Genomic DNA, 20,813 nt, shown 5'->3' with positions numbered 1-20,813 from the left:
GTGCCGCAGGTGACACGGCGCCGCCCCATCACTGCTGCAACTGTGCCCACACCTTGTCGAGCCGCTTGGTGCTAACGGGGTATGGCGTGCGCAGCTCCTGCGCGAAGAAGCTCACGCGCAGCTCCTCCAGCATCCAGCGGTACTCCTGCATGCGGGCATCGACCTGGCCCTTGCGCTCTGCCACCAGGCGCCAGTAGCGCTGCTCCAGCGGCTGCAGCTCCTTTTGCCTGGTGGCATCACGCGCCGGGTCTGCGCGGTATTTGTCCAGGCGCGCGGTGATCGCCTTGAGGTAGCGCGCATAGTGGCCCAGCTGCGCCCAGGGCGCCACGGCGATGAAGTTCTTGGGCATCAGCTTTTGCAGTTGCTGCTGCGCGTCCTGCGTGGCGTCCGGCGCGTTCTTGGTGTCCTTGATCTTGCGCACCGCAGCCATGTATTCCTGCAGAATGCCGGCGGCCATGCGCGCCACCTCGTTGGCGATCAGGGTCAGGCGCCCCCGGCCATCCTGCACCCGCTGCTTGAACTGCTCGGCATTCATCGGCAGCGGCTCCTGCAGAAAAGCGCGGTCGATGGCCACGTTGATGATCTGCTCGCGCAGCTCTTCTTGCGTGCCTAGCGGCATGTAGGCCACGGCCATTTTCTGCAAATCGGGAATGTTCTTTTCCAGGTACTTGAGCGCATCCTTGATCTGCAGCGCAAACAGACGCCGCAGGCCCAGCGCGTGGCGGCTCGCGGCCACCTCTGGCTCGTCGAACACCTCGATGCCGACGGCGCTGCCATGGTCGATAAGCGCAGGAAAACCGATCAAAGTCTGGTTCCCTTTCTTGATTTCCATCAACTCAGGCAGCTCACCAAAGCTCCAGTCCGTGTGGCGCGCCTCCGCAGGCATGCTGGGGGCCTGCTGAGCTTTGCGCGATGGTGCAGCTTCCTTTTCAGGAGCTGGTTGCGCTTTCTTCACGCTCACTTCAGCTGGTTTTTCATCTGAACCAGCCAACTCACCGGCGCTGCCCGCGATCTTTAATGAAGCAAGAGCCTGGAAGGCGCCCCGCGCCTTGGCGCCCCACTGGGCCTTCAATGCGCCCAGGTTGCGGCCCTGGCCCAGCTGGCGGCCGTGCTCGTCGGTGATGCGGAAGTTCATGAACAGATGCGGGCTGAGCATGTCGAGCTTGAAATCTGCCCGCTTGATGTCGAGCGATGTCTCGTCGCGCGCCTGCTTGAGCAGCGCCTCCGTCAAACTCCCGTCGCCAAAGCGCTCGCCTGCGCCCAGCAGCTCGGCCAGGCGCTGCGCGTTTTCGGCCAGCGGCACAAAACGGCTGCGCGGGCGTTGCGGCAGGCTCTTGAGCAAGGCCTGGATCTTGTCCTTGAGCATACCCGGCACCAGCCACTCGGCGCGATCCTCGCTCACCTGGTTCAGCACGAAAAGCGGCACGGTCACCGTAACACCATCGCGCGCATCACCTGGCTGGTGCAGGTAGCTGGCCGTGCAATCCACACCGCCCAGCTTGATGGTCTTGGGAAAGGATGCCGTGGTGATGCCTGCGGCCTCGTGGCGCATCAACTCATCGCGCGAGAGGCGCAGCAGATCCGGGTTCTGCGCGCTCGCGTCCTTGAACCAGCGCTCCAGTGCGCGGCCGGTGCACACGTCCTGCGGAATCTGCTGGTCATAAAAGGCGTAGATCAACTGGTCGTCGACCAGCACGTCCTGGCGGCGGCTCTTGTGCTCCAGCTCCTCGACCTTGGCGATCATCTTCTGGTTTGCAGCAAGGAAGGGCAGGCGCGTCTCCCAATCCCCTTCCACCAGGGCCTGGCGGATGAAAATGTCGCGCGCGCCCTGCGGATCGACCTTGCCATAGCTGATGCGGCGCTGGCTGTACACCACCAGCCCGTACAGGGTGGCGCGCTCGTACGCAGCCACCTCGCCCTGCTTCTTCTCCCAATGCGGATCGAGCAATTGCTTTCGCAGCAGGTGCGCGCCCACCTGCTCCAGCCATTGCGGCTCGATGGCGGCAATGCCACGGCCGTACAGACGCGAGGTCTCGACCAGTTCGGCCGCCACGATCCAGCGCCCCGGTTTTTTCGACAGGTGCGCGCCCGGGTGCGGGTGAAAGCGGATGCCGCGCGCGCCCAGGTAGCCATCGCCCTCGTCGGTCTTGAAGCCGATGTTGCCGAGCAGACCCGAGAGCATGGAAAGGTGCACGGCCTCGTAGCCCGCTGCGTCCTGGTTGACCGGCCAGCGCTGCTCGTTCACCACCGTGAGCAGCTGCGAATGGATATCGCGCCACTCGCGCACACGGCGGATGTTGATGAAATTCTGGCGCAGCAACTGCTCCCACTGGCGGTTGCTGAGCTTGTGCGTGGCTTCGTCGGCTACGGCATCCTGCGGGGTGAAGGCCGCCAGCGGCGCCTGCTGGGTCTGCGCCACGGCAGCAGCACCCGAGCTGCGCTGTGCCACCGGCAAAAAGGCCGCATTGCGCAAGTTGGCCAGGCCCTTGGCGGGTGCAGCCTGCGCGGCCATTTCCTTGCGGGTCTTGGCCACTACCTTGCCCCCGCGCGCATCCGCCAGCCATTTCCACAGCCGCAGGTAGCCGCTGAATTCGCTTTTCTCGTCGTCGAACTTGGCGTGCTGCTGGTCGGCCTGCTGTTGTGCCTCCAGCGGGCGGTCGCGCACATCCTGCACGCTCAATGCAGCCGCAATCACCAGCACCTCGGCCAGCGCACCGCGCTCGCGCGCTTCCACGATCATGCGCGCCACGCGCGGGTCCAGTGGCAGGCGCGAGAGCTCCTTGCCCATGGGCAGCAGCTCGCCCTGGTCGTCCACCGCGCCCAGCTCCTGCAGCAGCTGGTAGCCATCGGCAATCGCGCGGCCCGAGGGCGCTTCCAAAAACGGGAAATGCACCACATCACCCAGGCGCAGCGCCTTCATGCGCAGAATGACGCCAGCGAGCGACGAGCGCAGGATTTCCGGATCGGTAAAGCGCGCGCGGCTGTTGAAATCCGCCTCGTCATAGAGGCGAATGCAGATGCCGTTGGCTACACGGCCACAACGCCCCGCCCGCTGGTTGGCCGCCGCCTGGCTGATGGGCTCGACCAGCAACTGCTCCACTTTGCTGCGGAATGAATAGCGCTTGACGCGCGCCGTTCCTGCATCAATCACATAACGGATGCCCGGCACCGTGAGCGAGGTCTCGGCCACATTGGTAGCCAGCACGATGCGCCGGCCGGTGTGGCCTTCAAAAATGCGGTCCTGCTCGGCCTGCGACAGACGCGAGAACAGCGGCAGCACCTCGGCGCTGCGCAGCAACGGCGAATGCTGCAGGTGCTTGCGCAGATGATCGGCCGCTTCGCGGATTTCGCGCTCCCCGGGCAGAAAGATCAGAATGTCACCCCCGCTGCCGCCCTGCCACAGCTCATCCACGCCATCGGCAATTGCGTCGTTCAGGTCATAGTCCTTGGCATCTTCAAACGGGCGGTAGCGCATCTCCACCGGGTAGGTGCGGCCGGACACCATGATGACCGGCGCAGGCCCGCTTGGGGATTCGAAGTGCTTGGCAAAGCGGTCGGCATCGATGGTGGCCGAAGTCACCACCACTTTCAGATCCGGACGCTTGGGCAGAATCTGGCGGATGTAGCCCAGCAGAAAATCGATGTTGAGGCTGCGCTCATGCGCCTCGTCGATGATCAGCGTGTCGTACTGCCTGAGCAGCGGATCGGTCTGCGTCTCGGCCAGCAAGATGCCGTCGGTCATCAGCTTGACGGAGGCGTCCTTGGACAGGCGATCCTGAAAGCGCACCTTGTAGCCCACTACCTCGCCCAGCGGCGTGTTCAGCTCTTCGGCAATGCGCTTGGCCACACTGCTGGCGGCAATGCGGCGCGGCTGGGTGTGGCCGATCAGATGGCCGCGCACTTCACCTTTTCCATCACGCGCAGCGGAGGGGCGTGTGGGCCATTGATCACTAGGGGTGGCGTTGAGTCTTCCCCGGCCCAGCGCCAGCGCAATCTTGGGCAGCTGCGTGGTCTTGCCTGACCCCGTTTCGCCACAAACAATGATGACCTGGTGGCGCTCCATGGCCTCCATGATTTCTTCACGGCGGGCGGAGACGGGGAGCGATTCGGGAAACGTGATCTGCAAAGACATAAGCGGCGTATTATCCGCGCCCGCGGCCCGGCACGCAGGCGCGTGCAGCCAACGCCCTGCGGCGGGCAGGCGTCTTGCACCCGGTGCACTGGTTCGTCTGGCGTTGATTGCTATGAAATTTGATTACATTGCGCGCACAGGCGTTTCGCTCCAAGCTGGTTTTCACAAAACTAGCGCGGATAAAACCCCAGCTGCGCCGACAGGCGCGCTGCGCGCTCGCGCAGCCAGTCAGCAGCCGGAGCGCTGCCCGCGCGCTGGGCATACGCCTGCCAGCGCGCATGCGGGCCGATCACCGCAATGCACACCACCGGCTGGCCCAGGCCGTTGTACACCGGCACACCGAGCGCTGTCACTCCTTCAATCAGTACATCGCGCACCTCGGCAATGCCCTCTTTTCGCACGGCCTGCAAGGTTTGCACCAAAGCCGTGCTGCGCCATTGCCGCAGCAAGCCCTGGTGTCTGACTACGGTCTCCACCTCCGATGCAGGCAGCAGCGCTGAAAACACCTGGCCCGTGGCCGTCTCGAACAGCGCCGCAGTCATGCCCAGCCGCATGGTCACATTCACCTGCTGCGGCCCCTGCACACTGTGCACGATGATGGGCCCCTGGCTGCTCCATACCGCCACCGATGCCGAGCAACCAAACTGCTGCGCAATCTCGGGCAACGCGCTGCTGGCCACCTGCACCGGATCGGCCTGCTGCAGTGCAATCGCCCCCATCTGCAATGCGAGCGGCCCCAGGCCGTACAGACCCGCAGCATCCTGCACCACGAGGCCCAGCTGGCCAAAGCTGACGAGGTAAGGATGCGCCTTGGCAGGCGTCATGCCGGCCTGCGCTGCCAAATCCTTGAGCGCCAGGCTGCACCCGGCACGCACCAGCGCCAGCAGCAGCTGGCCGCCCACTTCCACGCTCTGGATGCCCCGCTGTCGGCTGGCAGACATGGAGGTTGCGGACATGGACGGGTTTGGAGAGGACATGGCGGTCAAGAAAAAGAAAGAACGAACGAAAGAAAAGGGACAGGCAGCAGCGCGATTGTGCAGCAATGCAGTGCGCCAAAAGCCCCAGCCATCCACCTGTTCACGAGCGTGCCAAGGCAGCATGGCCTGCACACTAGGTATTAACCATTATCAAATGCATTACACAAAAACAAATATTTGATCGACAATTTATTCAACTAAACCAAATCAATTTGTCAAAAGCAAATTCACCACCTGCCATGAACACCAAAGCCTTTGCCTCCCATGCCGACACCGAAGTGAAGAAGGTGACGTTCGAGCAACTCTCCGAGCATGCCTGGGCCTATACCGCCGAAGGCGATCCGAACACCGGCATCGTCATCGGAGACGATGCGGTGATGGTGATCGACACACAGGCCACGCCCGTGATGGCACAGGACGTGATCCGCCGCATCCGCGAGGTGACCGACAAGCCCATCCGCTATGTGACCCTGAGCCACTACCATGCGGTGCGCGTGCTGGGGGCATCGGCCTATGGCGCCGAACACATCATTGCCAGCCAGGACACCTATGACCTCATCGTGGAACGCGGTGAGCAGGACAAGGCCAGCGAGATAGGCCGCTTTCCACGCCTGTTCCAGAACGTCGAGAGCGTACCCGCAGGCATGACCTGGCCCACCATCACCTTCACCGGCAAGATGACCCTGTGGCTGGGCAAGCTGGAGGTGCAGATTCTGCAGCTTGGGCGCGGCCACACCAAGGGCGATACGGTTGTCTGGCTGCCGGGCGAACGCACCCTGTTCAGTGGCGATCTGGTGGAGTTTGATGCCACGCCGTACGCGGGCGATGCCTATTTCAAGGACTGGCCGTACACGCTGGACGCGATTGCTGCATTGAAACCCGCCAACCTGGTGCCCGGCCGAGGCGCTGCACTCAAGACCCCCGAGCAGGTGGCTGCAGGCCTGGCAGGCACGCGCAGCTTCATCCAGGACCTGTACCAGAGCATTGCCGCCAGCGCCCAGGCTGGCAAAGACCTGAAGCAGGCCTACAAGGAGGCCTATGCCGCGCTGCAGCCCAAGTATGGCCAATGGGTAATCTTTGACCATTGCATGCCGTTTGACGTGACCCGTGCCTACGACGAGGCCACGCAGTACCCGGACCCTCGCATCTGGACAGCCGAGCGTGACCAGGCCATGTGGCAGGCACTGGAAGGCTGATTGCCATCTACCGCCAGGAGCCGCCATGCCAGATGCAGCCGTCCGCCGATCCTTGCTCGATCAACTGCAGCACGCCGACGGCGATGCGCTGCAGGCGATGGAGTTTCCGTACCTGCGAAGCCCCGACCAGGATGCCGCAGCGCCCATGGAGCACCCTGTCGTCATCGTAGGGGCAGGCCCTGTGGGCTTGAGCCTTGCCATCGATCTGGCCCAACGCGGCCAGCCGGTGGTGGTGCTGGACAATGACAAGCACCTCTCCACCGGATCGCGCGCACTGTGCTTTGCCAAGCGCACGCTGGAAATCTGGGACCGCCTGGGCGTGGGAGAGCGGGCCGTGCAAAAAGGGGTGGCCTGGAAGGTGGGCAAGGTCTTTGAAGGCGCTGCCACCGATCCCGTCTACCAGTTTGACCTGTTGCCTGAAGTGGGCCATGAGCGCCCGGCCTTCATCAACCTGCAGCAGTACTACGCCGAAGCCTTTCTGGTGGAGCGCGCGTTGCAGTTGCCATTGATAGACATCCGCTGGCAGCACAAGGTGGAACATGTGCTGCACACTGCAGATGGCGCGACCATCGAAGTCGCAACGCCCGAAGGCAGCTACCGCCTGCAGGCGCAATGGCTCGTGGCCTGCGACGGATCGCGCTCCACCGTGCGGCGCGCCTTGGGGCTGGAGACTCGCGGCCAGGTCTTCAAGGACCGTTTTCTGATCGCCGATGTGCGCCTGAGCGCCCCCTTCCCCTGTGAGCGCTGGTTCTGGTTCAACCCGCCCTTCCACCCGGGCCAGAGCGTGCTGCTGCACATGCAGCCCGATGGCGTGTGGCGCATCGATTTTCAGCTGGGATGGGATGCGGACCCCGAGGTGGAGAAGCAGCCCGCGCGCATCATTCCGCGCATTGAGGCGATGCTCGGGCCCGATGTGGATGTGGAACTGGTCTGGGCCAGCGTCTACACCTTTGCCTGCCAGCGCATGGAGCGTTTCGTGCATGGCCGGGTGGTGTTTGCTGGCGACAGTGCCCATGGCGTGTCACCCTTTGGCGCGCGTGGCGCCAACAGCGGTGTGCAGGATGCCGACAATCTGGGCTGGAAGCTCGACGCCATACTGCGCGGCCATGCACCTGCCCGCCTGATCGACACCTATGGCAGCGAGCGCGAATATGCAGCCGATGAGAATATTCTGAATTCGACCCGGTCGACGGATTTCATCACCCCGAAAAGCGCCATCAGCCACCTCTTTCGCAAGGCCGTGCTGCAACTGGCCCAGCACCACGGATTTGCACGCCGCATGGTCAACAGCGGGCGGCTGTCCGTGCCCGCCGTGCTGCAACACAGCCCGCTGCACCAGCCGGGCAATGCAACGCAAGGCTTTGTCAGCGCCGCGCCACTGGGCGCCGTGCTGCCGGATGCCCCCGTGCAGTGCGCGCGCACCGGCCGCCACAGCTTCATCCTGCGCGAGCTGGGGCCAGACTTCAACCTGCTGTGTTTCGGCCCTCCTCCCGCCTGGGCTGCAGGTATTGCGGGCCTGCAAACCATCAGCATCGGCGACCACCCGAGCGACCAGACACACCAGGCAAGCCATGCGCTGCATGACAGCCAGGGACTGCTGGCGCAACGCCTGGAGGCCCGCGCTGGCACCCTCTACCTGCTGCGGCCGGACCATCACATCTGCGCCCGCTGGCGCAACGCCGACGCCGATGCAATCAACAACGCCATGGCCCAGGCGCTGGGCCGCGATCTCTGCAACACACCAGCAGCGGCAGCGCAGGCCTGCGCAGCATGAAGGGAAGGCCCATGTTCGACACCCACACGCCCTGGCCGGGCAGCGATGATTTCTACCAGTCCCTGCTGGAAGCCCACCAGGGCCTCACCGAAGAAGACAGCCACGCCTTCAACGCCCGTCTCATTCTGGTGCTGGCCCAGCATGTGCGCGACAGCGAGGTGCTGCAAGCCGCCCTCGCAGCCGCGCGGCTGCCCGATGGCGCTACACGCTGAATATCCGCGTCAGTCGCTGCCGCCACCGCCGCAGCTGCTTCCACTGCAGCTGGAGCTGTTGCTGTCGCAGGAGCTGGAGCCACTGCTGCCGCCATCATCGCCGCCTGTGCTGCGTGTAGTACACGACGAGCCGCTGGTTCCCGAATCCGAGCTCCAACTACTCGGATGGTCTGACTCACCGGAGCCCGAGCTCGCACTGCCGCCAGATGTGTCTGCATTGCCGGCAGATACCACCCTTGCGTACTGCACCGCCCAGTAGCGCAGATCGGCTTCGGCAAAGCGCTGCCCTCCTTCAATGCCGCTATGGGCATCCAGTGCAAACAGAAGCGGTATGCCACCCAGCATGGCCAAGGGCAACCAGCGCTTTGACGCCATTGCCGCATTCCAGGTGGCCTGCATGCGCTCTCGGCCCCCCTGCCCTGCAACACTTGCCGAAGAAGGCATGTCATGCGACGGAATATGGTGAAAAATCTGCCCGAACGCCTGCTGGCAAAACTGCTGGTAGCGCCGCGTATCCAGAATGAAGGTATGCCAGAGCGCATCTGCCAGGTTGGATGGCATCAACAGTCGCTCGCCAGGTGCCAGCAGATGCATGATGAAGAACTGGCGCAACGCCTGCTCAGCCTGCTTGAAGCCCTCTGCGTCCAGTTGCGGATAGGCGACGCGCAGGGCATCGTGGTAGCGCGGCTGGAAAGCATAGGCTTGCACATAACGCAGACGCTGCCGCTGCAGGCGAGAGCGCCCCACGCGCCTGCGCCACCACACCCCAACGACCAGTGCCACCGCACCTGCCAGCCAGATCAGATACATCCCGAACACCTTTATGCCTGTTGAAGGCCTGACGCGGCACCTTTAACGATTCCGTTTGCGATTGCGATTGCGATTGCGATCGCCACTGTCCAAGCTTCAATCATCGAAGCACGAAGTGAAAGACAGCTCCGCTATCGGCATCCGGCACCAAGCGTATCTTACTGGCATGCAATTGCAGGATGCGGTGCACGATCAACAGTCCGAAGCCTCCTGCGCGCGCACTTGGCGATGCGGCATCCATTGCGACCGGGCGCTCGAACAAATGCTTCTTCAAGGCGGACGATACCCCCGGGCCGGTATCGCGCACCGTCACCTCAATGCCGCCAGCCGCATGCGGCTGCAGCGCGACCGTGATCTCGCCGCCCGTTGGCGTGGCGCACACTGCGTTGTCGATCAGGTTCACCAGCACGCGCTCCATCATCGCAAGATCAGCCGTCACCGGTGGCAGATCGGGCGCGATGTCGGCCGTCAGGTGTTGCTGCTTGGCCTGCACGGTCAACTCGAATTTCTGGAACACATCCTGCAGCAGATCGGTGAGAAAGAACTGCTCCATGTCCGGCTTGGCCACGCCGTATTCCAGCCGCGCAAGCTCAAACATCTCCTGCGCGAGGCGGCCCACCTTGCGGCTTTGCTCCAGTGCAATGTCAAGGTAGCGGCCCTGCTCGTGCGGCGCGAGCACTTGCGATTTCATGCGCAGCGTCTCCAGATAGCCATGCAGCGACGTCAGTGGCGTGCGCAGATCGTGCGACAGATTGGCAAAGAGCTCGCGGCGCTGCTCGTCTTGCTGCCGCAGCGCCTGCCATTGTTCTTCGGTACGCTCTGCAAGCCGCTCAAAACTCTGGCTCAGCAAGGCCATCTCGCCGCCGCCCCTTGCCGCACGGTGCAGCAAGGGCCTGGCCTGCGGCAGCCACGACAGGCCATTGGCCTCCAGGCCACGCACGCCTTCGGTGAGCGCGCGCAGCGGCCGCGTGATCAGGCGGAACGCCGCCAGCCCCGCGACCATGCCGAGCAAGGCGACCAGCCCCATCGACCACAGCATGGCGTTTGCCGCGCTGCCCGCGTTCACACGCGAGGCCAGCGACTCGCGGTTCTCGCCCTGCAAAATCACGTACACATAGCCTGCGTCGCGGCCCGCCAGCTGTAGCGGTGCGGCGCTGAATACCTTGTGGCCCAGGGGGTTGCGTGGATCGTCACCAAACACCGGCAACGCAGTGCCACCCAGCAGGCGGTGCACCGGGGCAAGATCGATCTGTGCGCGCTTGACGGCTCCTTCGGGCGCCGAATAAGACCGTATGCGGCCCGCAGCATCGAGCAGATAGACTTCAACGCTCGGGTTCACCGCCATCAGCTTGTCGAACAGGCCGCTTACCGCGGCAGGGTTGAACCCCTGCGGCTCCATCAGCTCAGGGTAGAGCGCAATCTGCGGCGCAAGGTTCAGGGACAGCCGCTGGATGACCATCTGCTCATGGCGCTCGCTGCCACGCATCTGCAGGGCAACTGACGCCGCACAGCAAGCCAGCAGCAACACCACGAACACCGACGACAGGCGCTGTGACAGCGACATGCGCTGCAGACGCCGCGAAAGGCTTGCAATCACAGGGCATCCTCCGCGAGTTTGTAGCCACGCCCCCAGACCGTGAGAATGCGCTGGGGATCGGCCGGGTTCTTCTCGATCTTGGTGCGCAGCCGGTTGATATGCGTGTTGACCGTGTGCTCGTAGCCATCGTGCTGGTAGCCCCAGACATGGTTGAGCAGGTCGAGCCTTGAAAACACCTTGCCAGGCTGGCGGGCAAAGAAGTACAGCAGATCAAACTCGCGCGGCGTGAGCTCGACCGCTTTGCCATCAACCCGTGCCTCGCGCGCAATCGGATCGATGCTGAGACCGCACAGCGCCAGCACGCCAGACTCCAGGCGGGCATTGCGTGCCAGCGCCTCGCTGCGCCGCAAGAGCGCCCGCACACGAGCCACCAGCTCCATCACGGAGAACGGTTTGGCCAGATAGTCGTCAGCGCCCAGCTCCAGCCCCAGGATGCGATGCACCTCGCTGGAGCGCGCACTCGTGATGATGATGGGCACGTAATAGGCCATGGCCCGCGCACGCCGGCAGATTTCAAGGCCATCCACGCCCGGCAGCATCAGGTCCAGCACCAGGGCATGCCAGCCGCCACGCTCCACGGCCTCCAGGCCCAGACGGCCATCGGCCACATGCTCGACGTCAAAGCCTTCATCGCTCAGGTGCATGCGCAGCAGCTCGGCGATGTGTTCGTCGTCTTCGACGATCAGGATGCGTTTGGGGGTGTCCATCAGCGCATTCTCCTGCAGAAGCGCACGGTCAAGTATCACGATTTTTTGAACTTTTGGTGAGGACTTGGGGAACAGGCGCACCGAACAATGCACCCATGCCAAAGCACACTCCATCAGCATCTCCACACAAGCGCAGGCCTTTGCAACCGCTGTGGCTGCGCATCACCCACTGGCTCAATGCCGCGGCCGTCGTGGTCATGGTGATGAGCGGATGGCGCATCTACAACGCCTCGCCCATCTTTGGCGATTTCACCTTTCCCGCCGGCATCACCCTGGGGGGCTGGCTGGGGGGCGCACTGCAATGGCATTTTGCCGGCATGTGGCTGCTGGCCGTCAATGGCCTCGCCTATCTGCTGCTCAACCTGCTTACCGGCCGCTGGGCGCGGCGCATGTTTCCCGTCTCGCCGCGCGGCATACTGCGCGATGCATGGCTTGCACTGACGGCGCGGCTGTCCCATGCAGACCTGGGCCACTACAACCAGGTGCAACGCGCGGCGTATCTGTTCGCCGTGGCAGACCTGGTGCTGCTGGTCGTGAGCGGCCTGGTGATCTGGAAATCGGTGCAGTTTCCGCTGCTGCGAGAACTGTTGGGCGGCTACGAGATGGCGCGGCGCATTCACTTCATATCCATGGCCTTGCTGGTCGGCTTCATCGCGGTGCACATCGCCATGGTCGTGCTGGTGCCGCGCTCGCTGCTCACCATGCTGCTGGGCCGCCCCACATGGCAACGCACAACACAGCAGGAGAGCGCAACATGAACCCATTCATCTGGCAGAGGGACAATGCGGACGCGGTCGTGTCCGAGGCACGCAAGCTGGTCACCAGGCAACTGCCTCTGGATGCGCGCAGGCAATTCATCAGGCGCGGTCTTACGCTGGGCGGCCTTGCCCTGCTCAGCGGCTGCCGCATCGACGACAGCGCCACGGCCGAGGCGGCGCTCACACGTATCTCCCGCTTCAACGATGCCGCGCAGGGGTGGCTGTTCGACGCTTCACGCCTGGCGCCCACCTACCCCGACTCAATGATCACGCGCCCCTTTCCGTTCAACGCCTTCTACGGTGAAAGCGAGATACCGCGCGTAGATGCAGGCAGCTACCGGCTGGAAGTTACCGGCCTTGTTGCCGACAAGCGCCGCTGGCAGCTGCACGAGCTGCGCGCCCTGCCCCAGCACAGCCAGGTAACGCGCCACATCTGCGTGGAAGGCTGGAGCGCCATCGGCAAGTGGGGTGGCCCGCGCTTTGGTGACTTTCTGCGCGCCGTGGGCGCAGATCTCAGCGCACGCTATGTCGGTTTTCAGTGCGCCGACAACTACTACACCAGCATCGACATGGCCACGGCCCTGCATCCGCAGACGCTGCTGGCAATCGACTGGGACGGGCAGCCGCTGCCGCCCCGCTACGGCTTTCCGATGAAGCTGCGCATGCCAACCAAGCTGGGCTACAAGAACCCCAAGCACATCACGGCCATCTTCGTGAGCAACACCTACAACCGTGGCTACTGGGAAGACCAGGGCTACAACTGGTTCGGCGGCAGCTGACAGCCGCCACCGTTTCCGTTCCCCCACGGCCCATGCCGTTTTCTCCCCGCGGCTTGTGCCGTTTCCTGCAACCTCAACCTTGAAAGTTCCATCATGAAAAACGCATTCACCACCGCTGCACTCTCCATTTGCCTCGCCTTGGGCGCTGCCTCCGCCTTTGCCGCCGACCCAATGGCCAAGGACGCCATGGGCATGGACAAACCATCGGCCATGGACAAGGACGCCAAGCACAAGGACGGCATGGGCAAAGACGCCATGGACAAAGGCGCCATGAAAAAGGACGCCATGGGTAAAGATGCCATGGGCAAGGATCCCATGAAGAAGGACGCCATGGGCAAGGACGCCATGTCCAAAGACAACATGAGCAAGTAACCCCACACCAAAGGCAAACCCAAAGCCAAAGCCAGAACGGCTCTATCGCAACGGTTCGTTCTGGCTGAACCTCATCGCCACAGCGCCTCGGCCGCGATCAAACGTCATCACGGCTGCGATGGCACCACCACCGCCGCACCTGTCGCATAGAAATGACCGCCCGCCACGTAGTGAAGGGTGCGCAGCTCGGGCGGAGCGGTTTCAAACATCCAATGGCCGTTGGCAAACACCCGGCTGTCGGCCCAGGCACCCGTCACCTCGCCAATAAAGAGGTCATACGCCTGCTGGTTGTGCTGCTCGGGGATCAGGCGGCATTCCAGCCAGGCTGCGCAACCGGCGACCAGGGGCGTGCCGTGCCCGGGTGCGGCAAACAGCTGCACACCCGATTGCACCAGCTTGTCCGGTTGCTGCAGGGCGCTGACCGTGCCCAACTCCACCGTCATGGCAGCCTGCGGCACCGTGGGCAATTGCAGCGCAAAGCGGCCACTGGCTTCCACCAGTGCGCGGGTTCGGGTGGCCTTGTCGAGCACCACCGTTACCTTGGGCGGGCTGAAATCCAGCGCGCACGCCCAGGCTGCGGCCATCACATTGCGCTCGCCCGCATGCTGGGCCGACACCAGCACCGTGGGCCCGTGGTTGAGCAGCCGGTAGGCCTTCTCCAGCGGCACGGATTGAAAATAGGCACCTGCGCCCTGCTGTTGCACGGTATCTGCTATTGAATTCATGGTTTCACACTGCTTTCAGATCGCCCTATTGTGCAGCGCAGATACCCTCCGCCCCCCCCACCCGGCCTCACCAGGCATGGGGGGCCGCCCTGGGTCAGATCTTGATATCTGCCGCCTTGACCACCTTGGCCCATTTGTCCATCTCAGACTGCAGGCGCCTGGCCATGTCCTCGGGCGTGCCCGGGTCAGCCTCGGCGCCCGCCACGTACAGGCGCTGCTTGACTTCCGGGTCTCGCATCACCTTGTTGAAATCGGTGTTGATTTTGGCGATCACGTCCTTGGGCGTGCCTGCCGGTGCAAACAGGGCGGCCCACGAGTATGCGTCGTAACCGGGCAGGCCCTGCTCTGCAATGGTTGGCACATCGGGCAGCAGGGCCGAGCGCTGGGGGCTGGCCACGCCCAGCACCCGTACCTTGCCGGTCTTGATGTGGGGGATGGCCGTCGGTGCGTCACTGAACATCATCGCCACCTGCCCGCCCAGCACATCCGTCATGGCCGGAGCGCTGCCCTTGTACGGAACGTGCAAAAGCTTGGTGCCTGCGTGCATGTTGAACAGCTCGCCTGCCAGGTGCGTTCCGCCCCCATTGCCGGATGAAGCAAAGCTCAGGTTGCTGTCGGGCTTTTTGGCCAGGGCTATCAGCTCTTTCACATTCTTGGCCGGCACACTGGGATTGACGACCAGGAAAACCGGAAACATGGCGGCAAAGCTGATGGGTGCAAAGTCCTTCTGAATATCGTAGCCCAGCTTGGCATGCAGCGAGGGGTTGACCGAATGGTGGATGGCGCCCACAAACAGGCCATAGCCGTCGGGCGGCTGCTTGGCGGCCACTTCGGCACCCACGATCCCGCCGCCACCCGCCCGGTTGTCAACAAAGGTGCCCTGCCCCCACAGTTGGCCCAAAGGCACGGCAAAGGCGCGAGCCGTGGTGTCCACCGGCCCGCCGGGTGGGAACGGCACGATGAATTTCACCTGTTTGCTGGGGTAGTCTGCCGCATGCGCGGCCTGCCAGGGCAGCGTGGCGGCAAGGGGCGATGCGCCGAGGGCCAGCAGCTGGCGGCGATTGAGGATGGCCATGGTTTGTCTCCGGTTCTGGTTTTTCAAAACCGCCATCATCGGTGCAGGCTTGCGCTTTGTGTGCACCGCGCCGTTTGCGTTTGCCAAACCTCCACTTCCGCAGGGCGAAAACGGCGTATCGCATAGGCTACAGTTTTTGGGCCTTTTGAGTGGCACAAAGCGCGGCGCTTGTGCACGCGGGGCCTGGGTTTGTATAACAATAGCGGCCAACGAATGTGTTGACGAATTCCTGCAGATCCCCACGCAGGCCAGGTCACTTGCCACCGAGATACTCCACGCCACTCCATGTCCGCCGTATTCAATTTCACCTTTGTGCCCTGGTTCCGCTCGGTGGCACCGTATATCCACAAGTTCCGCAACCAGACCTTTGTGGTGGGAATCACCGGTGAAGCCATCGCGGCAGGCAAGCTGCAATCGATTGCGCAGGATCTGGCACTGATCCAGGCCTTGGGGGTCAAGATCGTGCTGGTGCATGGCTTTCGCCCGCAGGTGAACGAACAACTAGCCGCCAAAGGCCATGCCCCCCGCTATTCACACGGCATACGGGTTACGGATTCCGTTGCGCTGGACTGCGCCCAGGAAGCAGCTGGCCAGCTGAGATTCGAGATTGAAGCGGCTTTCAGCCAGGGCTTGCCCAATACGCCGATGGCCGGGGCCACGGTGCGCGTCATCTCGGGCAATTTTGTCACCGCGCGCCCCGTCGGCATCGTGGACGGCGTGGATTTCATGCATTCCGGCCTGGTGCGCAAGGTCGATGTCGGCGGCATTCACCGCACGCTCGACATGGGCGCAATGGTGCTGGTATCGCCCTTTGGCTTTTCACCCACGGGCGAAGCGTTCAATCTGAGCATGGAAGAAGTCGCCACCCGCATCGCCATTGAGCTCAAGGCCGACAAATTGATGTTCCTGACCGAGGTGCCAGGCATTCGCCTCAAGCCCCTGGAGCCCGAAGGCGAAGACAACCCGATCGATACCGAGCTGCCGCTGGATGTTGCGCAAAAGCTGCTGGCCGAGCTGCCACCTGCCACCCTGCCCACCGATGTGGGCTTTTACCTGCAGCACTGCGTCAAGGCCTGCAAGGATGGCGTGGAACGCAGCCACATCCTGCCATTTGCCACCGATGGCGCGCTGCTTCTTGAAGTGTATGTGCACGATGGCATCGGCACCATGATCATCGACGAGCGCCTCGAAGAGCTGCGCGAAGCCAAGCCCGACGATGTGGGCGGCATCCTGCAGCTGATCGAGCCCTTTGAAAAGGACGGCACGCTGGTCAAGCGCAGCCGCACCGAGATCGAGCGCGACATTTCCGCTTACACCATCATCGAGCACGATGGCGTGATCTTCGGCTGTGCGGCGCTCTACCCCTACCCTGAAGCGCAGACGGGCGAAATGGCGGCGGTGACCGTCTCGCCGCAAAGCCAGGGGACGGGCGATGGAGAAAAGCTGCTCAAGCGCATCGAACAGCGCGCCCGCGCCACCGGCCTCAAGAGCATTTTCGTGCTCACCACCCGCACCATGCACTGGTTCATCAAGCGCGGCTTCCAGCCGGTTGACCCCGACTGGCTGCCCGAACAGCGCAAGGCCAAGTACAACTGGAGCCGCAAGAGCCAGGTGCTGGTCAAGTACCTGTAATCCGCTGCGCACTCATCAGGTGCTCGCCCGCGTCAGCTCCACTGTTTGACAACCTGCGCCGCGACGCTGGCCAGCGCCGCATCGCGGGCCGGAGGTTCTGCCTTGGTGGCAGTCAGAAAGCTGGCGACCAGAATGGGCGCCCCGCCGCCGGGCGGCCAGAGCAGGCCTACGTCATTGCGGGTGCCCGGGCCGGAGCCGGTCTTGTCGGCCACCGTCCAGCCCTTGGCGCCAGCGCGCAGGCAGTTGTCGCCGGTTTTGTTGGCCAGCATCCAGTCCACCAACCGCTTGCGCCCCGTCACGCTCAAGGCGCGGCCCAAGGTCAGTGCACGCATGCTGGTCAGCATGGCTGACGGGCTGGTAGTGTCACGCACATCGCCAGGGCGCGACTCACTCATGGCGGGCTCGATCCGGTCGAGCCTTGTTACCGTGTCAGCCAGGCTGCGCATGTAACGGGTAAAGCCCGCCGGGCCGCCCACGCGATCCAGCAGCAGGTTGGCCGCTCCGTTGTCGCTGATGGTCATCACTGCCTCGCACAGCTGTTCCACCGTCATCGGCGATATGCCAGCATGCTTTTCCGTCACCGGAGAGTGCTCAACCAGGATGGAGCGATCAAACCGCACTTCCGCGTCGAGCCGCTCGCGCCGCACATCGACCTCGGACAGCACCTGCCCGGCCAGCAACATCTTGAAGGTGCTGCACATCGGAAAACGCTCCTCCTGCCGCCACCCCAGCGATAGACCTGAGCCCGTGTCCAGCACTGCCACCCCCAGACGCCCGCCCACGCGCTGCTCGATCGCCTGCATGGCACTGGTGAAACTGCGCTGCGCCTCGCCGACCGCCGCCTTGGGTGCCGGAGATTTTCCATGCGCCGCCGCCACCATGCCTGCACTGCCGACAGCCAAGAAAAACTTTCTTCTCTTCATCATCTTCAATCCTTAAAATTAATCATTCGTTGCGGATGGCTTGAATTTATAAGGAATAAGCAACGTTGACCAACGATGAAAACCAAGAAGAAACCTTAGAAAAACTTAACCCCCATGCATTTACCGCTGAACGCACTGCGCGCCTTCGAAGCCGCTGCCCGCCATCTCAATCTCACCCGGGCTGCGCTGGAGCTGCACGTCACCCAGGCAGCCGTCAGCCAACACATCCGCCAGTTGGAAGAACGCCTGGGCAAGCCTTTGTTTCGCCGCCTGCCGCGCGGCCTGGCACTGACCGACGAAGGCCTGGCCCTGGTGCCGGTGGTCAGCGGCGCATTCGGCAGCCTTGCCCGCGCGCTGGAGCAGGTGCACGACAGGCGACCGCGCGAAGTGCTGTCGGTCGGCGTGGTGGGCACCTTTGCCGTCGGTTGGCTCCTGCCCCGGCTGCGCGCCCTGCAGGAAGCCCATGCCTTCATCGACCTGCGCATCTTCACCCACAACAACCGGGTGGATCTGGCTGGCGAAGGGCTCGATTGCGCCATCCGCTTTGGCGATGGCGCCTGGCATGGCACGGCGGCCACCTTGCTGCTGCATGCACCGCTCACCCCCATGTGCGCTCCCGCCATCGCCGCGCGCCTGACCCAGCCTGCCGATCTGGCCCGCGAAACCCTGCTGCGCTCCTACCGCGCAGGCGAGTGGAACGACTGGTTCAGCCATGCCGGCATGGAATGTCCAGCACTGCGCGGCACGGTGTTCGATTCGTCGCTGACCCTGGCCGAGGCTGCCGCCCAGGGGCTGGGCGTGGCCTTGCTGCCCATGCGCCTGTTCTCCCGCGACGTGCAGGCGGGCCGCCTGATCGCGCCCTTTTCGCAGACGCTGGACACCGGCAGCTACTGGTTGACGCAGCCCAAGGCACGCGCACCGTCGCTCGCCTTGCAGACTTTTGAGAGCTGGCTGCAGCAGCAATGCCTGCAAGGCAATGAATTGCACGGCGTCTAGGGATCCTCGCAAAATCCTCGCCAGATGGGATGGACGCAGATCGCCCGGGACCGCATTCAGACCATGGCAGGGAGTCTTGCAGAAGGTTCCTAGAACCTCCCCGAGAAGTGCCGCAAATTCAGTTACAGTCGATTCAGCCCGCTCCTCTCTCCTACATGAGAGGCGGCACTCGTCAGACAATGTTCTGCCAGCGGGTCTCCTAGGATCAAGACATAACACCCTTGCAAAAACATCCCCCTTGCGGGATGGCTCACATTGAGAGGATCACATGCTACCCATCCGCTACACCACTTCCCTGTCGGTCGTCGCCGCTGCCCTGCTGGCTGCAGGCTGCGCCTCTACCGGCGGTATTGAAGACCTGCCCCGCCCCAAATCCGGCCACTGGCAGGTCAGCTCGACAGACCAGACTGGTGAGACCGTGACGTTCCAGGACTGCATGGACAAGGACACCTTCTACAAGACCCGTGAGCTGCAAAAAGCTAAGCACGACGTCCAGCAGTGCCAGACCGGCAGCAACAAAGACAGCAATGGCTGGCAGTTCACCTCCAACTGCAAGGTCGGCCAGACCGAGCAGCGCATCGAGACCAGCCGCAAGATCACCGGAGATTTCCAGACCAACTTCCATGTGCTCTCGGTCACCAAGCAGCAGATGCCTGATGGCCAGATCGTTGAGACCACGCGCAACATCAAGGGCGAGTACATGGGCGCCTGCCCTGCGGGCATGAAGCCCGGCGACCGTATGTTCCCGGACGGCAACAAGATCAACTTCTACGACATCACAGGGCTGCAGGCCAAGTAAGCTGCCAGTACGCGCCCGCAGCCAAGCCCGGCCCCGCCGGGCTTTTTCATTGCCGTCAACGGGCAACGACAGGCTGCTCGATACAGCGCAAACCGAGGACAAAGGCGAGACAAACCTGCGGCGTTTAACCCTGGCGGGCCCCAAGCACGGCCCGGGCGCCATCATCTCTGTCCCCGCGCGCGGGTACAGCTCCAAGTTTGAGGCGAGCAAGGTCGCTCACCCTCATACCACTTCACCCCCTCAGCACAAGCGAGCCTTTTTCCCGCTCCTTTCGCGCGCCAGAGCATGCAACATGCATCCATGTCAAGGCCGCCTGTGGCATGCGGAGCCTTCGACAAGCAAGTTATCAAAGAATACGTTTTTAAAAAAACAATTGTCATTCATGTTTGAACCGAACCACAGAACAAGATGCAGCATGGACTCAAGTAATCCATTTCGTTGACAATCCAGTTGTATCTATACGTTAATCTGGTTAGGGAAGAAGATGCAGAAAATCATTCGCGCTCTGGGCTTCTTGCTCACAGCGGCACTCCTTTGGGGTGGTTCTCAGCAAGCCTTTGCACAAAAAGTGCTACTGCTTACCACCACTGAGAGTGCTGCTGATGCCATGCAAGCCAACGACAATCTTGAAGCTGAGTTTGGAAGCGTCGTTGGTGCGGCAAATCTGACCCGCATGACGGTGCTTAGCAATGCCAATGGGATCTCGCAGGCCACATTCACTGCCGCCCCGGGGCCTTATGACATTGTTGTTGTAGCAAGCACCTATAACCCTATTGACAATACCAACTGGGCTGTTCTCCAAAGCGCCGTAGCAAACCGTTGGGCCAACTCCATTGTCTTTTTTGTGGATGGATGCTGCGAAGCGACCAATGGTGCAAACGCTCAGAAGATGGTAAATACGTTGAATGCCGCCACTGGCTCGACTTTTTTACTAGGCAGCTCGGGTGGCAATGACGCGCAGTTCCCGTTGAATACAAACTCCCCTTACGCCGCATCCTTTACGGGCTTGAATCCTTTTTATGGTGGAGCCATCACCTACATCAATAACGTACCTGCAAGCAACGCGCTGTACTTAGCGGCAGGCACACCTCCCGCAAGCTTTCCACCTGCCGGTACAACGCCAACCAACAGTGTCTATGGGCTTCTGATACCGACGATTCAATCCAACGCAAGTAATGGAGCATGTGTCTTTGCGGTCGTTGATATCACGCCTTTCTATGATCCTCCGGCCACTCTTACTTGGACCAACAACAGAGGCAAGGTAGGCCCGGCCTTCGTCAATGCCGCCACCTCAGAGAACGGCGCATGCGGTCTGCCCAAGGTGACCAAATCCTTTGACAAGGCTGATA

Annotated in this window: 19 protein-coding genes; 11 read left to right on the top strand and 8 right to left on the bottom strand. The window is 62.7% G+C overall.

Annotated features, from left to right (window positions below; genetic code table 11):
• Positions 1–28 precede the first annotated feature (28 nt).
• Both hrpA and HNP33_RS11565 read right to left on the bottom strand, forming a co-directional pair.
• Positions 29–4,132: an ATP-dependent RNA helicase HrpA gene (gene hrpA, locus HNP33_RS11570; RefSeq protein ID WP_184708670.1), complete on the bottom strand. Its 4,104-nt coding sequence runs from the start codon at positions 4,130–4,132 to the stop codon at positions 29–31.
• Between the two features lie 170 nt (positions 4,133–4,302).
• Positions 4,303–5,109, bottom strand: coding sequence for an IclR family transcriptional regulator (locus tag HNP33_RS11565; RefSeq protein WP_184708672.1), 807 nt, complete (start codon positions 5,107–5,109; stop codon positions 4,303–4,305).
• Between HNP33_RS11565 and HNP33_RS11560 the strand changes: the two genes are divergently transcribed.
• The 4 genes from HNP33_RS11560 to HNP33_RS11545 are packed head-to-tail and all read left to right on the top strand — an operon-like array spanning position 5,108 to position 8,291.
• The gene (locus tag HNP33_RS11560; protein ID WP_184708674.1) at positions 5,108–5,290 is read left to right on the top strand and encodes a hypothetical protein; all 183 of its coding nucleotides are present in this window, start codon (positions 5,108–5,110) and stop codon (positions 5,288–5,290) included. The genes HNP33_RS11565 and HNP33_RS11560 overlap by 2 nt on opposite strands.
• A gap of 58 nt (positions 5,291–5,348) precedes the next feature.
• On the top strand, positions 5,349–6,305 hold the full coding sequence (locus HNP33_RS11555) for an MBL fold metallo-hydrolase (protein ID WP_184708676.1): 957 nt from the start codon (positions 5,349–5,351) through the stop codon (positions 6,303–6,305).
• A 25-nt stretch (positions 6,306–6,330) separates the two neighbouring features.
• Entirely contained in the window at positions 6,331–8,079 is a 1,749-nt protein-coding gene (locus HNP33_RS11550; RefSeq protein ID WP_184708677.1) for an FAD-dependent oxidoreductase, read from the top strand.
• Positions 8,080–8,090: 11 nt separating this feature from the next.
• Positions 8,091–8,291 (top strand): DUF2783 domain-containing protein, encoded by a 201-nt coding sequence (locus tag HNP33_RS11545; RefSeq protein WP_184708678.1) that lies wholly within the window; start codon positions 8,091–8,093, stop codon positions 8,289–8,291.
• A 9-nt stretch (positions 8,292–8,300) separates the two neighbouring features.
• Here the strand turns inward: HNP33_RS11545 and HNP33_RS11540 are convergent, their stop codons facing one another.
• The 3 genes from HNP33_RS11540 to HNP33_RS11530 form a co-directional block, all read right to left on the bottom strand.
• Positions 8,301–9,101, bottom strand: coding sequence for a glycine-rich domain-containing protein (locus HNP33_RS11540; RefSeq protein WP_184708679.1), 801 nt, complete (start codon positions 9,099–9,101; stop codon positions 8,301–8,303).
• A gap of 100 nt (positions 9,102–9,201) precedes the next feature.
• Complete coding sequence (locus HNP33_RS11535; protein WP_184708706.1) at positions 9,202–10,665, bottom strand: sensor histidine kinase; 1,464 nt, start codon at positions 10,663–10,665, stop codon at positions 9,202–9,204.
• Between the two features lie 29 nt (positions 10,666–10,694).
• Positions 10,695–11,405: a response regulator transcription factor gene (locus tag HNP33_RS11530; protein WP_184708680.1), complete on the bottom strand. Its 711-nt coding sequence runs from the start codon at positions 11,403–11,405 to the stop codon at positions 10,695–10,697.
• Between the two features lie 95 nt (positions 11,406–11,500).
• Between HNP33_RS11530 and HNP33_RS11525 the strand changes: the two genes are divergently transcribed.
• From HNP33_RS11525 to HNP33_RS11515, 3 genes are all read left to right on the top strand, one after another.
• On the top strand, positions 11,501–12,163 hold the full coding sequence (locus tag HNP33_RS11525) for a cytochrome b/b6 domain-containing protein (protein WP_184708681.1): 663 nt from the start codon (positions 11,501–11,503) through the stop codon (positions 12,161–12,163).
• Entirely contained in the window at positions 12,160–12,942 is a 783-nt protein-coding gene (locus HNP33_RS11520) for a molybdopterin-dependent oxidoreductase (RefSeq protein ID WP_184708682.1), read from the top strand. The genes HNP33_RS11525 and HNP33_RS11520 overlap by 4 nt, the downstream gene beginning before the upstream one ends.
• A 93-nt stretch (positions 12,943–13,035) precedes the next feature.
• Positions 13,036–13,314, top strand: a complete 279-nt coding sequence (locus tag HNP33_RS11515; protein ID WP_184708683.1) for a pentapeptide MXKDX repeat protein — start codon at positions 13,036–13,038, stop codon at positions 13,312–13,314.
• 107 nt (positions 13,315–13,421) lie between these two features.
• Here HNP33_RS11515 and HNP33_RS11510 read toward each other — a convergent pair whose 3' ends face one another.
• Positions 13,422–14,039, bottom strand: coding sequence for a flavin reductase family protein (locus HNP33_RS11510; RefSeq protein ID WP_184708684.1), 618 nt, complete (start codon positions 14,037–14,039; stop codon positions 13,422–13,424).
• A gap of 94 nt (positions 14,040–14,133) precedes the next feature.
• Entirely contained in the window at positions 14,134–15,114 is a 981-nt protein-coding gene (locus HNP33_RS11505) for a Bug family tripartite tricarboxylate transporter substrate binding protein (protein WP_184708686.1), read from the bottom strand.
• Between the two features lie 285 nt (positions 15,115–15,399).
• Here HNP33_RS11505 and argA point away from each other — a divergent pair, with 285 nt between their 5' ends.
• Entirely contained in the window at positions 15,400–16,746 is a 1,347-nt protein-coding gene (argA, locus tag HNP33_RS11500) for an amino-acid N-acetyltransferase (RefSeq protein ID WP_184708687.1), read from the top strand.
• Between the two features lie 32 nt (positions 16,747–16,778).
• On the opposite strand, the gene bla is transcribed toward argA, so the two are convergent.
• Entirely contained in the window at positions 16,779–17,672 is an 894-nt protein-coding gene (bla, locus tag HNP33_RS11495; protein ID WP_418903839.1) for a class A beta-lactamase, read from the bottom strand.
• A 111-nt stretch (positions 17,673–17,783) separates the two neighbouring features.
• Here bla and HNP33_RS11490 point away from each other — a divergent pair, with 111 nt between their 5' ends.
• From HNP33_RS11490 to HNP33_RS11480, 3 genes are all read left to right on the top strand, one after another.
• Positions 17,784–18,665 (top strand): LysR family transcriptional regulator, encoded by an 882-nt coding sequence (locus HNP33_RS11490; protein WP_184708691.1) that lies wholly within the window; start codon positions 17,784–17,786, stop codon positions 18,663–18,665.
• Between the two features lie 268 nt (positions 18,666–18,933).
• Positions 18,934–19,464: a DUF3617 domain-containing protein gene (locus tag HNP33_RS11485; protein WP_184708693.1), complete on the top strand. Its 531-nt coding sequence runs from the start codon at positions 18,934–18,936 to the stop codon at positions 19,462–19,464.
• A gap of 484 nt (positions 19,465–19,948) precedes the next feature.
• Positions 19,949–20,813 (top strand): hypothetical protein (locus tag HNP33_RS11480; RefSeq protein ID WP_184708695.1); only part of this gene is annotated, 865 nt, incomplete at its 3' end.

Origin of the sequence: Comamonas odontotermitis, assembly GCF_014207855.1 — a bacterium.
Classification (GTDB): Bacteria; Pseudomonadota; Gammaproteobacteria; order Burkholderiales; family Burkholderiaceae_C; genus Comamonas; species Comamonas odontotermitis_A.
Note: the sequence above shows the minus strand (reverse complement) of the source record. Positions and strands in the feature narration are given on the sequence as shown.